Source organism: Arthrobacter sp. R4, assembly GCF_051365025.1.
In the GTDB taxonomy this organism is placed as follows: Bacteria; Actinomycetota; Actinomycetes; order Actinomycetales; family Micrococcaceae; genus Arthrobacter.
In genome coordinates this window covers 71,912-85,177 of record NZ_JBLWIJ010000002.1, presented here as the reverse complement: position 1 = coordinate 85,177, position 13,266 = coordinate 71,912, and the positions used below count along the sequence as shown (strand labels likewise).

The window sequence follows — 13,266 nt, the reverse complement described above, 5'->3', positions numbered from 1 at the left end:
ATCCGCCGCTCCATCCCCTGCAAAGCTGGAGGGCGTAGCCAACCGCAGCGATCCAGTGGACGGCAGTAATTTCATGAGAAAAGTGAGCGTCACCAACAACGTGTCCCTGGACGGCGTCATGCAGGCGCCCGGGCGCTTCGATGAGGATACCCGGGGAGGGTTCGAGCGCGGTGGCTGGGCCCTGCCCTACAACGACGAAGTCATGGGACGCGCCATGGGCGAGGGCATGGCGAAAACCGGCGCGCTTGTGCTGGGGCGGCGCACGTACGAGGACTTCGCCAGCTACTGGCCCCGCCAGACGGACAACCCCTTCACCGACCTCCTGGACAACATTCAAAAGTACGTTGCCTCGACCACGCTGACCGAGCCGTTGCCCTGGCAGAACTCCACCCTGCTTCAGGGTGATGCGGCGGATGCGCTGGCCAGGCTCAAGGAGCAGCCCGGGCCGGACATCGCCATCCTGGGCAGCGGGGAACTGATCCAGTCGCTGCGGGGCAGGCGCCTCGTAGACGAATACGTGCTGCTCATCCATCCGCTGATTTTGGGGACGGGCCGCCGACTGTTCCCGGACGGACCGGAGTCAGGGCTCCGGCTCACCAACAGCGTGACGACCACCACCGGCGTCGTGATTGCAACCTACGCGACCGTGTGACCGGAGCCCGGACCTACTTTTGGATCTCCGCCCGGCGGAGGCGGACGATGTCCTCGAGCACGTCGTCGGGAAGCGGGTGGTCCGTGGTGAAGCGGATGGTGCCCTTGGACAGCGAGTATCCCTCCAGGCGGTCCGCGACGGCGTCAATCACCGCGGGCGAAAAGGGAAAGACGGAGAGGTGCTTGGCCGCTGCGACGACGCCGAGGAGGGGCTGCCCATCCAGCTTCAAGGCAGGCATCCCGTAGCTCATGCCTTCCTCGGCCTCCGGGACAAGGGTCCGGGCAACGGCGATCACGCGTTGCAGGGAGAGGCGCTCAGGCTCGGGCAAATCGGCCAGGGAATCATCAACGGTGCCCATGGCGCCCATTCTATTCCTGCCCATTCTGTTGGCGGCTGGGAGCGCCTAGAGTTTCGAAACAGGCTCAATCACAGAAACTGGCAAGCGAAGGGTGAATTGAAGCTATGGATTACGTCAAAGACCCCCGCGTTGACCAGTACATCGACGCCCTCCCTGCATGGCAGCAGGACATTTGCCGCAAGGTCCGCGACCTGGTCCATGCCGCCGATCCCGAGGTCCAGGAAACCATCAAACGGACCGTCCAGCCGTACTTTGTCCTGCAGGGCAACGTTATTGCCCTGCTCGCGGCGAAAGATCACGTCAACGTCTTCCTGTACGACGGCGGCATCACCCCTGACCCGCACAACATCATCACCGCGGGCCATGGCAACAAGACCGGCCGCATGATTTCGTACCACGAGGGCGAGCCGATGAACGAGGACGCGCTGGTGGAGATGTTCCGGGCGATCATCGCGAACAACCGCGCTGGCGGGTGGCGGAAGATCAAAGGCGGGCAGTAGGGGCGCTTCGCCACGTGGACCGGACACCTTGCCGCTGTGGACCTCAGCGGGAGGCGGCACATGATGGGCCAGACACTGTGAGTTGCCGGACATTACTTGTCTCCGACAACCCCTCGGGAGCATAATGGTTAGCAGAGCTAATTAGCAGTGCTAACTATCTGCGAGGACCCATGACCACCACAGCGACGGACCACGAGTCCGCGGACAACATTGAACCGGACATGCTGGCAATCGACCTTCGCACGGCCGTCATGCGAACGTCCCGGCGGCTCCGCATCGAGGCAACCGGCGATGTCATTACCCCGGGCCAGTACACGGTGCTCGCCCACCTTCGCACCGGATCCCAGACCCTCCGCGAACTCGCCGAAAGCGAACACGTGCAGGCGCCGTCGATGACCCGGATCGTCAATGCGCTCACGGAACAGGGGTTCGTGTCACGGTCCCCGCATCCGGAGGACGGCCGCCAGATCCAGGTAGCCATCACCCCGGCGGGCGAAACCGTCCTGGCCGAAGCCCGCAGCCAACGGACCGCATGGCTGGCCCAGCGCGTCGCCGGGCTCAGCAAAGAGGACCGCCGAGTCCTGAGCCGGGCCGCACACATCATGCAGGAAATGAGCGCCAAATGAGCGCCATGTTCCGGGCACTGGAGAACCGTAACTACCGGATCTGGGCGGGCGGGGCGCTGGTCTCCAACGTCGGCACCTGGATGCAGCGGATCGCCCAGGACTGGCTGGTGCTGACAGTCCTCACCGACCACTCCGGGACCGCCGTCGGCATCACCACGGCGCTGCAGTTCCTGCCCAGCCTGCTTCTGGGCCCCTACGGCGGCGTCCTCGCGGACCGGTACCTCAAGCGCAGGATCCTGCTGTGGACCCAGGTGGCTATGGGCCTGTGCGGGCTTGCCATCGGACTCCTGGTGGTAACGGGCAACGCGCAACTGTGGCATGCCTACCTGGCCGCGCTCTGTCTCGGCCTCGCCAGCGCCATTGATGCACCCGCCCGCCAGGCGTTTGTGTCCGAACTCGTGGGGCGCGAACACGTCACCAATGCCGTGTCCCTGAACTCCGCGTCCTTCAACACCGCCCGGCTCACCGGCCCTGCGATCGCCGGCGTGCTCATCGCCTGGGTGGGAACGGGACCGGTCTTCCTGCTCAACGCCGTGAGCTTCGCCGGCGTCATCATCTCGCTGTTGCGGATCCGGACCTCTGAATTGACCCTGGCCACCCCCGCAGCGCGCAGCAAGCACCCGGTAATGGACGGCCTGGGGTACGTCCGGCAGAGGCCGGACCTTGTGCTCATCCTCGTCATGGTCAGTGTCATTGGGGCCTTCGGCATGAACTTCGCCATCACCAACGCCCTGATGGCTACCGTGGAATTCCGGGCAGGCCCCGGGGAATTCGGGCTTCTCGGTTCCGTCATGGCCGTCGGGACACTCGCCGGCGCCCTGCTCGCCGCCCGCAGGTCAGGCCCGCGGCTGCGTTTCCTCCTGGGCGGGGCCCTGGGAGTGGGCGTCTTTTCGCTGCTGGCCAGCGCGTCGCCGTCGATCTGGCTCTACGCCGCCGTGCTCATACCGCTGGGCCTGGCCTGCATTACCTTCCTGAACAGCTGCAACACCACCATCCAGCTCACGGTAGAGCCCCAGTTCCGCGGGCGCGTACTTGCCCTGTACCTCGCCATCCTGCAGGGCGGGACTGCTGTGGGGGCGCCACTGTTGGGCTGGATCGGCACCGAATTCGGGGCCCGCTGGTCAGTGGCCGCAGCCGGTGCGATCGTGCTGCTGACCGGCCTGTTCGCGGTCATCGCCGTGAACCGCCGCAGCCCGCAGACATTCCGGCAGCAGGTGCGGACTGCGTTTCCCGGGCGCCGCGCCTCGGCCTGAGTTCACCCATTGCGTCCTGGTCGGGGCGGGGCTCCCTACTTCCGCGGGGGCGCCGTCGAGCCTCGAACCACCAACTCTGTTCCCAGCTCGATCCGCTGCGGCAGTTCCTCGTCCCCCTCCAGGTGCCGGAGCAACGCGCGCATGGCGGTCTCGGCCATCTGGACCACGGGCTGTCGGATGGTGGTCAGGCCCGGCTCGATCCACTCGGCCGCCGGGATGTCGTCAAAACCGATGATGGACAGGTCCTCGGGAATCCGCAGTCCGGCGGTCCGGGCCGCGCGGTAAGCGCCCATGGCTTGGTCGTCGTTGCCGGTGAAGATCGCGGTGGGGCGGTCGTCCAAAGACAGCAGCTTCCGGGTCCCGGACTCGCCGGCCTCGATGGAGAAGTCGCCCGGGACCATCAGCGCCGGATCAACCGCGATCCCCGCCCGCCGCAGCGCCGAGACATAACCGTCCTCGCGGGCGCTGCTGCACTGCAGGTCCTCGCGGCCGCCGATCATCCCGATCCGCCGGTGCCCCAACTGCAGCAGGTGCTCGGTGGCCGAGTGCGCGCCGTCCCAGTTAGCCGCGCCCACGGTCATCAGGTCCGGCCCGGGCTGGCCCACCGGATCGATCAGCACCACTGGGATCCCCAGCGACTTGATCCGCTGGATCTGTTTGGCATCCAGCTGGTACACGGCCATCAGCAGCCCGTCCGACTTCCGCTCGGCCACGTTCGCCAGCCACGGCCGGATCCGCGAGCCGTCCATGTTCAGGCTGCTCACCACCGTGCCGTAACCGGCCTCCTGCGCCACGCGCTCCACGCCCTCGATGATCTCCAGCGCCCACTCCGAGCCCAAGCCAGGGAACACCAGGTCGATCAGGCCGGCCTTCTGCCTCCGCTTGGCCGGGCGGCGGGCGTAGTCGCGCCGCGCGATGATCTCCTCCACCCGCGCCCGCGTTTCGGCGGCAACGTGGGCATGGCCGTTCAGCACTTTGGAAACGGTGGGGACCGAGACCCCGGCCTCCCGGGCAATCTCACTGATCGTCGCGCGCCCGGTATCCTGCTTGGTCACCATGGAACCCACCTTCCCGCCGGAGCACTGGCCCGGCCCTACGAGTTTTCGGAAAGTCCCCACGCCTGGATCCGGCCGCACATGCCGTAAATCCTGCGGGCTTTCCGTTTCCCCATGGTAGTCCGCGCATCCTGCAGATAGAAACTTTCGGCGATTTCCAGAGACTGCAACTGTTCCCGCGTCGCCGCCGCTTGCCGTTCCGCGCCCTGGGCCAGCATGTCCTGCCACTCGGAGATCCGAAAACTAACCAGCCTGGCCGCCGCCGCATGGAAGCCGGCCAACGCCCCGGGACCGGATTCCAGCACCACATCCTTCAGGGCAAAGTACCCCTCCAGGGCCAGGTCACGACGACGGCGCGCGGCCGCTTCTGCGTCCTGGTCACCGCCGTCGGCATCACTGGGTACCAGTGCCGCTGCCCGCCGGTACGCATCCACGTCCGCCAGGTGCGCGGGCGGGAACGTCATGACGGCGTCGCCGTTCTCCGGCAGGCCCGCATTCTGCATCACTACCAGCACGCGCAGGTCGCCCGAATCGTTGATGGCACGGTGGATGGTGCCGGGCGTGAACCACAGCACCACCCCCGGCTCCAGCGGCGTGGAGGTGAACCCGCGGGAGTCCAGCGTCTCCAGCCGGCCCCGCCCCTGCTGCACCATGTAGGCTTCCGCGGACGCCGTATGCAGGTGCGGGGTGCCGCCGGCCGCACCGTCCGCTGCGGGCCAGTCGTAGATGCTGACCTCGGACAGGGCGGTGGCTCCCGGGAACGTCGTGGCTGCCATATTCAGGACCAGGCCTGCAGGGCAGTCTTGGCGGCGCCGGCCAATTCCGCAGCGGACCGCTCGTCCACCTGCCCGTCGGAAATTACGACGGCGTAGCGGTACGTGAGCGGCTGACCCGCCTTCAACGGGACTACTTCGCTGAAGAAAGGCGCGGATCCCAGGCACGCGAACATGGACGAGCGGGCGAACCACTGGTTCGGGGCGCCGGGGTTGGTACCGTCCTCCACGAAGGTGATGGACGAGAACCGGCAGGTGTCATCGTGCCGGCCGGTGAAGGAGATCCATTCCGAGCGGGTTCCCATGAACTCGTCCTGCCCGGTACCGGCGTCGGAGCGGAACTGGCCTCCTGTGAAGGACCGTGGCCCGCGCCAGAACAACCCGCCGTACCCGGCGTTGTCGCGGCCCTCGGTGGTGGGGCTGCCGATCTCGATGACGTCCGGCGAGATATTGGCCAGTTCGGTTTCGAAGAGCAGCACCCAGGCCGGGGTGGCCGGGACATCGAGGACCTGGACGCTGAAGCGGCGCTTCTCGGCGATGACCGGAGTCCCGTCCTGTGAACTCCACACGAGTTCCTCGGCCGCGGTGATCCCGGTTCCGGAGTCGTCGATGGCGGTGAAGGCCTCGTGGGTCATGGCGCCGTTGTTGCCCAGGTTCGCGTAGCCGGTGGCGCGGGTATAAGTGGCGCCGCCCCAGAAGTTGTCCTTGCCCACGTTGGGCAGGGCGAGTGAGAGGCCCTTGTGCCAGACGTGGTCCCACGGCCGGAAGATGGTCACCTCGTCGCCGCCGAGGGTCCTGAGCGGGTGGAAGTAGGGGCGCGGGCTTTCGTACTGGTCATCCGTGGGCCTGTAGGTGTAGGTGGCGATCTGCTGGCCACCGGCGGTGAAGGTGAGTGCTGCGCCGTCGTCGGAATAGCTGAGCTGCGTGGTCGTGGTGGTAACTGCGGGGCTGGTCATGGGAGTCTCCGATAAGTTCAAGGGTGTTTGGTCAGGCGGCGGAAGTAGCGACGGGCGCGGTGGAATCGAGGACCCGGGTGCCCAGGCCCTCGCCGTCCATACCGGCGTAGAAGGGGTGGCCGGGCACGATCTCGCCCCGGCGGACGGGTGCGCCGGTGAAGGCGGAGGCATAGATCGCGGCAGCGAGCTCCAACGTTTGCCGCGCGGAGTCCGCGCCGGCTGGGAGCGGCCTGCCGGCGTCGAGCGCGTCATACATGGCCAGGAACTGGGCAGAGTGTCCGCTTCCCCGTTCCAGCGGCTGCGCGTCCCACGCTCCCGTAACCGCGTCCTCGTGACCCGGCGCCGGGGTGATGGTCCAGTTGTCCGTGGCATAGCCGTACAAGTGGCTCAGTTCAACGGTGGCAAACTCGCAGTCGATCCGGATGTCCGAAGTTTCGCGCGGGGAGAGCAGCGAGTTGATGATGGTGGCAACGGTGCCGTTTTGGAACCGGACCAGCGCGGCGGACAGGTCCTCAGTGGAGGTGTCGCGGGCCTGCCGGGAGGCGATGGCGGTGACCTCCTGCCACGGGCCGAGCAGGTGGAGCAGGAGATCGAACTGGTGGATGCCGTGGCCCATGGTGGGGCCGCCGCCCTCCGCGTTCCAAGTGCCGCGCCAAGGCAGGTCCCAGTAGGTGTCCGGCCGGTACCACAGCGTGTCACACCGGGCCACTAGCGGACGGCCGAACTCGCCGCCGCCGATGAGCGACTGCGCCGCGGCGGAGGCATCGCCGAAGCGGTGCTGGAAGACGCAGGAGAACTGCGCACCGCCCTGGATTTGGGCGGTTTCCAACCGGTCGAAGTCGGCCAGGGACAAGGCCGGCGGCTTCTCCGACAGCACGTGGACGCCCGCCGCCAGGCACTCGAGGGCCTGGTCGATGTGCATCATGGGCGGGGTGCAGAGGTGCACGATGTCCGGTTTGGCTTCTGCCAGCAGTTCGGTGAGGCTGAGGTAGCGCCCGGCGATGCCGTGCTGGTCCGCGAAGGTGTCCAGCCGGGCCTGATCCACATCGCAGGCCGCCACGACTTCCGCCCGGCCGCCGGTCCGGGCCAAGTTGTCCGCGTGGACCGCGGCGATCCCGCCGGTGCCCACGATGGCCACTTTGTACGTCCGCATCTGAAATTCTCCGCCTTTGCAGTTCTTCACTGGATGGTGCCGGTCACTTTTGATCACTGGCGGTCCGGAACTTCGGAAACTTTCATGACCGGATCATTAGTTTCCGAAACCTACTCTGCCTACAATTCCGGCCGCCCTTCAACCGTAGGAAGCAAGATACTGCGAAGTCAATGGTTTTCGCCCTAGAAACTAAATAGAAATTTCTGATAGTTTCTTAAAAACAGATTCTTATGTGAGGAGACGCCCGTGAGCGGTGCCGCCGAGAAACAAGCACTCCCCCGTTCCGCCGGGCCGGAAACCGTTGAGCATCTCATCGCTGAGATGACGCTCGAAGAGAAGCTCGCCCAACTGGTGGGTGTATGGGTGAACGCGTCCACCGACGGCGACTCCGTGGCCCCGCTGCAGAACCAGATGGCCGGCGACGCCCGCTCCTGGGATGACGTGATCGCCAACGGCCTGGGCCAGATCACCCGGATGTACGGCACCACCCCGCTGGAACCGCTGGACGGTGCACGCCGGCTGGCCGCCGCGCAGGAGCAGATCATGGCTGCCTCCCGCTTCGGGATCCCCGCCCAGGTGCACGAGGAGTGCCTGGCCGGGCTGGCTGCCTGGAAAGCCACCGCCTTCCCTGTCCCCCTGGCCTGGGGCGCCACTTTCAATCCCGCGCTGGTCCGCGAGATGGCCGGGCTGATCGGCGCGGACATGCGCGCGCTCGGCGTGCACCAGGGCCTGGCGCCTGTGCTGGACGTGGTGCGCGACCTCCGCTGGGGCCGCGTGGAAGAGACCATCGGCGAGGACCCGTTCCTGGTGGGCACCGTAGCGTCCGCCTACGTCCAGGGGCTTGAGGAGGCGGGCATTGTTGCCACGCTCAAGCACTTCGTGGGGTACTCCGCCTCGGTGGCCGGGCGCAACCACGCCCCGGTGTCCATGGGCCCGCGTGAGCTGGCCGACGTCATGCTGCCGCCGTTCGAAATGGCCATCAGGCACGGCGGCTCCCGCTCAGTGATGCACGCCTATACAGACGTCGACGGCGTCCCGGCCGCCGCCAACCAGGCCCTGCTCACCGGGCTGCTCCGCGATGAATGGGGTTTCGCGGGAACGGTGGTGGCCGACTACTTCGGCGTCGCCTTCCTCAATGTCACCCACGGGGTGGCTGCCGACCTCGGCGATGCCGCAGCGCTGGCACTGACTGCGGGAGTCGACGTCGAACTTCCCACCGTGAACTGCTACGGAACGCCGCTGCTGCAGCGGGTCCGCGACGGCGCAGTGGACGAGGCACTGGTTGATACCGCCCTCCGCCGCGTGCTCACGCAGAAGCAGCAGGCCGGGCTGCTCTCTCCCGGCTTTGACCCTGCCCCGCCTGCCTTAACGGACGGCATCAACCTGGACCCGGCCGGGCACCGCGCACTGGCCCGGACCATGGCGGCGCAGTCGCTGGTGCTGCTGAAAAACGGGACGCACGACGGCGGCGCGGCACTGCCGCTGCCCGCTGCGGCCGTGCGGTCGCTGGGTGTGGTGGGGCCGCTGGCGGAGGACCCGTTCGCGATGCTGGGCTGCTACTCCTTCGACGCTCATGTGGGCGCCTCGCACCCGGACGTGCCGATGGGCATTTCCGTGCCCACCGTGGCCGAAGCCGCGGAACGCCGCTTTGAGGGAGTCGTTTCCGCCGCAACAGGGACGTGCGAGGCCATTACGCCGGAGGAGATCTCCGAGGCCTGCCGGATCGCCGCGTCCGTGGACACGTGTGTGCTGGTGGTGGGCGACAACGCCGGCCTGTTCGGCCGGGGCACTTCCGGCGAGGGCAACGACGCCGAAGACCTCCGCCTCCCCGGCGACCAGTCCGCGATGCTGGACCAGGTGCTCGCCGCGGCCGCCGCTGCCGGCACACGCACCATCCTCGTGGTCCTCAGCGGCCGTCCCTACGCACTGGGCGGTTTCGCGGACCTGGCGGACGCCGTCGTGCAGGGATTCTTTCCCGGCGAGGAAGGTGCCGAGGCGCTGTGGGACGTACTCACCGGCGTCGTCAATTTTTCCGGGAAGCTTCCGGTGTCCGTGCCGCGGACCCCGGGTGGGCAGCCCGGCACGTACCTGCACAGCCGGCTGGCCGGTCCCAGTGGCGTGAGCGCACTGGACCCGTCGCCACTGTTCGGGTTCGGCCATGGCCTGTCCTACACCTCGTTTGAGTTTTCGGAGCATGTGGCGAGCGCGCCCACGGTGTCGACATCGGGCTCGGTGACGGTGGCCTGTACGGTGACCAACACCGGCGCGGTGGGTGGCGCCGAAGTGGTGCAACTGTACCTGGAGGACCCCGTGGGCGAGGTGGTGCGGCCGGTCCGCGAGCTGATTGGCTATGCGCGGGTGGACCTGGCTGCCGGCGCCTCCGCGGCGGTGGAGTTCACGGTGCACGCCGACCGGACGTCCTTCACAGGTGTGGACCTGAAGCGCGTTGTGGCTCCCGGACTGGTGAAGCTCCACGTGGCCACATCAAGCACGTCCGATGTCCACACGCACGAGGTCATCCTGCACGGTCCGCGACGCGCCGTGGGTTTCGAGCGCGAGATGCTCACCCCGGTCGCCGTCACCCCGGCACCGATGGACTAAGCCAGCAGGCCTGTGGTGTATTTGGGCTCGCAGCGCTAGGTCTCCTTGCGGGAATCTCAATGGGCTACCTGCCATATCCTTCTGGGTGGCTGCTTGCTCTGGTTCCCGGGGTTTCTTCCAAGCACCGAAAGCTACCCTAGTGATGAACAGATGCATCAGCGTTGTTTTAGCTCTTACCCTCCTGTCTGCTTCGGCTACGCCGACTCATCACATCCGAACAACGCCAGGCCTGTCTCGACGAAGCATGCCGACTGCTGACAGCAGCACCACGCTGAGGACCTCCATCTAGTCCTCCGGTCCCCTCGCTGCGTGCCGTCGGCAAGGCCGGCGTGCGAGGCCATCGCCCGAAAAGAGTGCAGTTTCAGGATTTCGCCGCACGGATAGCCCGCCGCACCGCCGCGCCCAGCACGGAGATCAGCGGAACCAGGCACACCAGGGTGACCACGGTATTGGGCCGGAACGCGACGTCGCCGCCAACGTTCCGGTAGACGCCCAGTGGCAGCACCATGCCGCCGCCCCCACCGCCGGAAGCGCCGCCGTCGGCCTCGCCCTCCGCGCCGCCACCGAACCCGAAGGTAACCAGGGCCACCGGGATGACCTCCTGCCCGCCCAACTGGACGGGATCGCCGTATGCCCTGGCCACGCCGACGTTCTTGAACGTGTCCACAAGGTTGGAGAAAGTATCAGTCATGCCTCCACCGTAGGCCCGGACGCCGTAGAACCGCCAGAGTCTTCCCACTTGCTTGACCTGTCGATTATCGATATTATCTAGCTGTTAATCGACACCCTAGGAGACCTCATGGGAAAGCTCACCGTCCTCGCCCTGCGCATCGTGATTGCGATGGTGCTTGCCGGTTCCCTGTTCGTTCAGGTGTGGATGATTCCGTTGGTCTCGACCGACCTCGTGGAGGCGGGCGCGCCCGATGGCCCACGCATTGCACTGCTTGCCATCTTCGTTTTGGGCATCGCGTGCGTCCAGGTCACCGCAGTATGCGTGTGGCGCCTGCTCACCATGGTGCGCCGGGGGACGGTCTTCTCCCACGGGGCCTTTCGATATGTGGACATCATCTTCGGCGCGATCGCCTTCGCCTCCTTACTGATGTTCGGGATCGCAGCCATCCTGGCACCCGGCGAAACTGCACCCGGTATCGTACTCCTGATCTGCGGAGCGTCCGTCATGATCGCCGGGGTTGCCCTGGTGGTGCTGGTGATGCGCACGTTGCTGGCCCAGGCGGTGGCACTGGATGCGCAGGCGCACCACCTCCAGTCCGAGCTCGACGAGGTGATCTGATGCCCATCGTCGTCGACATCGATGTGATGCTGGCCAAGCGGAAGATGCCGGTGGGCACGCTCGCCGAACGTGTGGGAATCACCCCCGCCAACCTCGCGGTTCTCAAGAACGGCCGCGCCAAGGCGGTGCGGTTCACCACCCTCCAGGCGCTGTGCGAGGTGCTCGAATGCCAGCCCGGCGACCTGCTGCGCTGGGAACCGGAGGACTCCGCCTCACTTAACGCGGACGACGGCGGGCGGCCGCTTGCCGAGTCCAGCTAGCTGTATAGATCACGGACGTTAGTGCTGCGCGGGATAATGGAGGTATGACGGACCAGGACCATGAGCTGTGGGATGAGTTCGACAGGCTCAAACCCGCCGGCCGCGACCGCGTGGAGGGGTACCCCGGCGGACAGCCCGTGGGCTTTGGCTTCCGGACCGGCGTGCGCAGCGCCAGGGTGGCCCTTGGTTTCGCCGTGTACGCGCTGGTCCTTGGAACCGTCCTGGTCCTGCTGGGGGTCATCTACTTCATTAGCGAAAACCTGTGGCTGATGCTTGGACTGATGGCTGCGATCGAGGCCGTTTTCGTCTTTGCCTTCCTGCGACTGGTCCGCCAGGCCCGCAACCGGCGCTCCGCAAGCTAGCCGAGGGCTGGTCCGGGCCGGACCATCCGGAATTCCGGCAGGCTTTCCCATTCGAGCGGCAACTGCCCGCGTTTTCCGTCGGGCCGGAATCCATGCTTGAGGTAGAACGCCAGCGCACGGGGGTTGCCCTCAGCCACCCAGAGGTAGGCCGGGGAATCTCCAATGGCTGCGCGCAGCAGGGCCGCACCAAGTCCGGTGCCGTGCGTGCGCCTCAGTGCGTAGATCGAGTACAGCTCAAGCTCAACCGGTCCGTCCTCGTCGCGGCGCGGACCGGCGTCGGCCAATCCCACCACCTCTCCGTCGGCATCCAGGGCAATAATCCGCGGGTCCTGCACGTCCAGGTGGGGCCGCCGCCGTTCCACACGCTCGGGGATACTGGCTCGGCGTGTGCGGAAGAACTCCGGGGACAGCAAATGCGAGTAGCACTCCTCGTGGGCCAGCGTGTGCATCCGCACCACCGCTTCGGCGTCGTCGGGTGTGGCCTGGCGGAGCTGAAAGTCCATCGTCCCAGCCTAGGCCCGGCGCCGTTCGCGCCGCGACACGTCAGCCATTAACCCAACCGACCTTCCGGAGCCAGCCCGTGAGAACCGGCAGGACCACTGAGCTGTGCATCGCACCCAGGTGGTCGAGCCCGGGAAGAACCTGCACATCCCAGCCGGCGGCAATGAGTTCCTCCCCGTGCCTGGCCAGGGGTTCACCGATCCGAACCTGGACGCCGCCCCATTGCGGGCTGTAGTCGATCTGGTCATCGGCCCCCGCGAACGCGAGCCGCGGCAGGTCACGGGGCAGGGCTGCGACAGAGTCGTCGAAGTCCTGGAGTGCCTCGTAAAGGGTGACGAATTGGCGCGTTTGGCCCTCGGTGGTCTGGACGGCGGCAGAATCCCAGTCGCCCGGCTCGGCCTCGTCTGCTGGAACCCACGCAGGATCCGGTTCCTGGGTGGACTTCGCGTGCGCGGCGCGGGTGACGGCCAGCATGCTTTGGTACGGACCGTCCAACGGCGGAAATCCGCCCATGGCCAGGGCCCGAAGGCGGTCGGTGCGCAGGGCAAGCTGGAGTCCGCTCAACGCCAGCCAAGAGTAGCCGTAGTAGCCGAAAACCTCCGTGCTGGCGGCATCCGCGATGGCCAAAAAGTCAGCGGCGAGGTTGTCCGGTGTGAGCGTCTCCGCGGCCGGCTGCGCCATTCTGTGGCCCTCATAGTCAGCCACAATCACCCGGTTTGTTCCCGAAAGGCCGCGGACCAAAGCCGGCCCCAGGTCAGGGTCCCCGCCCCACTTACGCATGGTCTCGGCAGCGGCCGCTTCGAACGGCTCCAGCCGGGCCGGCAACAGCAGCGCAGGCCCTTCGCCGTGAATGGTAACGGGGATGATCGACCCGTCGTGGAGGACGGCCTCGGCAGTCTCAGCCATGTTGATCCCCTTTCAGGCG

Annotated in this window: 16 protein-coding genes; 8 read left to right on the top strand and 8 right to left on the bottom strand. The window is 66.8% G+C overall.

What is annotated here, in order from left to right:
- Positions 1–73 precede the first annotated feature (73 nt).
- The gene (locus ACLKOZ_RS01025) at positions 74–652 is read left to right on the top strand and encodes a dihydrofolate reductase family protein (RefSeq protein WP_436472285.1); all 579 of its coding nucleotides are present in this window, start codon (positions 74–76) and stop codon (positions 650–652) included.
- 13 nt (positions 653–665) lie between these two features.
- Here the strand turns inward: ACLKOZ_RS01025 and ACLKOZ_RS01020 are convergent, their stop codons facing one another.
- Positions 666–1,010: an iron chaperone gene (locus ACLKOZ_RS01020; protein ID WP_436472284.1), complete on the bottom strand. Its 345-nt coding sequence runs from the start codon at positions 1,008–1,010 to the stop codon at positions 666–668.
- A 104-nt stretch (positions 1,011–1,114) separates the two neighbouring features.
- Here ACLKOZ_RS01020 and ACLKOZ_RS01015 point away from each other — a divergent pair, with 104 nt between their 5' ends.
- The 3 genes from ACLKOZ_RS01015 to ACLKOZ_RS01005 all read left to right on the top strand — a co-directional run bounded on the left by ACLKOZ_RS01015 (position 1,115) and on the right by ACLKOZ_RS01005 (position 3,389).
- Positions 1,115–1,510 carry a DUF1801 domain-containing protein gene (locus ACLKOZ_RS01015; protein WP_337350264.1) on the top strand — a complete coding sequence of 132 codons (396 nt, stop codon included), beginning with the start codon at positions 1,115–1,117 and terminating at the stop codon, positions 1,508–1,510.
- Between the two features lie 170 nt (positions 1,511–1,680).
- On the top strand, positions 1,681–2,136 hold the full coding sequence (locus ACLKOZ_RS01010) for a MarR family winged helix-turn-helix transcriptional regulator (protein ID WP_436472283.1): 456 nt from the start codon (positions 1,681–1,683) through the stop codon (positions 2,134–2,136).
- Positions 2,133–3,389, top strand: a complete 1,257-nt coding sequence (locus ACLKOZ_RS01005) for an MFS transporter (RefSeq protein WP_436472282.1) — start codon at positions 2,133–2,135, stop codon at positions 3,387–3,389. The genes ACLKOZ_RS01010 and ACLKOZ_RS01005 overlap by 4 nt, the downstream gene beginning before the upstream one ends.
- Before the next feature lie 35 nt (positions 3,390–3,424).
- Here the strand turns inward: ACLKOZ_RS01005 and ACLKOZ_RS01000 are convergent, their stop codons facing one another.
- The 4 genes from ACLKOZ_RS01000 to ACLKOZ_RS00985 are packed head-to-tail and all read right to left on the bottom strand — an operon-like array spanning position 3,425 to position 7,326.
- Entirely contained in the window at positions 3,425–4,447 is a 1,023-nt protein-coding gene (locus tag ACLKOZ_RS01000; RefSeq protein ID WP_436472281.1) for a LacI family DNA-binding transcriptional regulator, read from the bottom strand.
- Between the two features lie 35 nt (positions 4,448–4,482).
- Positions 4,483–5,220, bottom strand: a complete 738-nt coding sequence (locus ACLKOZ_RS00995; RefSeq protein ID WP_436472280.1) for a cupin domain-containing protein — start codon at positions 5,218–5,220, stop codon at positions 4,483–4,485.
- A 2-nt stretch (positions 5,221–5,222) separates the two neighbouring features.
- Positions 5,223–6,173 carry a PmoA family protein gene (locus ACLKOZ_RS00990; RefSeq protein ID WP_436472279.1) on the bottom strand — a complete coding sequence of 317 codons (951 nt, stop codon included), beginning with the start codon at positions 6,171–6,173 and terminating at the stop codon, positions 5,223–5,225.
- 31 nt (positions 6,174–6,204) lie between these two features.
- On the bottom strand, positions 6,205–7,326 hold the full coding sequence (locus tag ACLKOZ_RS00985; protein WP_436472278.1) for a Gfo/Idh/MocA family protein: 1,122 nt from the start codon (positions 7,324–7,326) through the stop codon (positions 6,205–6,207).
- Between the two features lie 321 nt (positions 7,327–7,647).
- Here ACLKOZ_RS00985 and ACLKOZ_RS00980 point away from each other — a divergent pair, with 321 nt between their 5' ends.
- A complete protein-coding gene (locus tag ACLKOZ_RS00980) occupies positions 7,648–9,927 on the top strand; it encodes a beta-glucosidase family protein (RefSeq protein WP_436472464.1) in 2,280 nt (759 codons plus the stop codon).
- Positions 9,928–10,288: 361 nt separating this feature from the next.
- On the opposite strand, the gene ACLKOZ_RS00975 is transcribed toward ACLKOZ_RS00980, so the two are convergent.
- Positions 10,289–10,618: a hypothetical protein gene (locus ACLKOZ_RS00975; RefSeq protein ID WP_436472277.1), complete on the bottom strand. Its 330-nt coding sequence runs from the start codon at positions 10,616–10,618 to the stop codon at positions 10,289–10,291.
- Between the two features lie 108 nt (positions 10,619–10,726).
- Here ACLKOZ_RS00975 and ACLKOZ_RS00970 point away from each other — a divergent pair, with 108 nt between their 5' ends.
- From ACLKOZ_RS00970 to ACLKOZ_RS00960, 3 genes are read left to right on the top strand one after another with little or no spacing between them, the layout of a single operon-like run.
- Positions 10,727–11,218 carry a DUF2975 domain-containing protein gene (locus ACLKOZ_RS00970; protein WP_436472276.1) on the top strand — a complete coding sequence of 164 codons (492 nt, stop codon included), beginning with the start codon at positions 10,727–10,729 and terminating at the stop codon, positions 11,216–11,218.
- On the top strand, positions 11,218–11,478 hold the full coding sequence (locus tag ACLKOZ_RS00965; protein WP_337346472.1) for a helix-turn-helix domain-containing protein: 261 nt from the start codon (positions 11,218–11,220) through the stop codon (positions 11,476–11,478). Before ACLKOZ_RS00970 ends, ACLKOZ_RS00965 begins: the two co-directional genes overlap by 1 nt.
- 44 nt (positions 11,479–11,522) lie before the next feature.
- On the top strand, positions 11,523–11,840 hold the full coding sequence (locus tag ACLKOZ_RS00960) for a hypothetical protein (RefSeq protein WP_337346471.1): 318 nt from the start codon (positions 11,523–11,525) through the stop codon (positions 11,838–11,840).
- Here the strand turns inward: ACLKOZ_RS00960 and ACLKOZ_RS00955 are convergent.
- Entirely contained in the window at positions 11,837–12,343 is a 507-nt protein-coding gene (locus ACLKOZ_RS00955) for an N-acetyltransferase family protein (RefSeq protein WP_436472275.1), read from the bottom strand. The two genes, ACLKOZ_RS00960 and ACLKOZ_RS00955, sit on opposite strands and share 4 nt — an antisense overlap.
- A 40-nt stretch (positions 12,344–12,383) precedes the next feature.
- Complete coding sequence (locus tag ACLKOZ_RS00950; RefSeq protein WP_436472274.1) at positions 12,384–13,247, bottom strand: alpha/beta fold hydrolase; 864 nt, start codon at positions 13,245–13,247, stop codon at positions 12,384–12,386.
- Between the last annotated feature and the right edge of the window lie 19 nt (positions 13,248–13,266).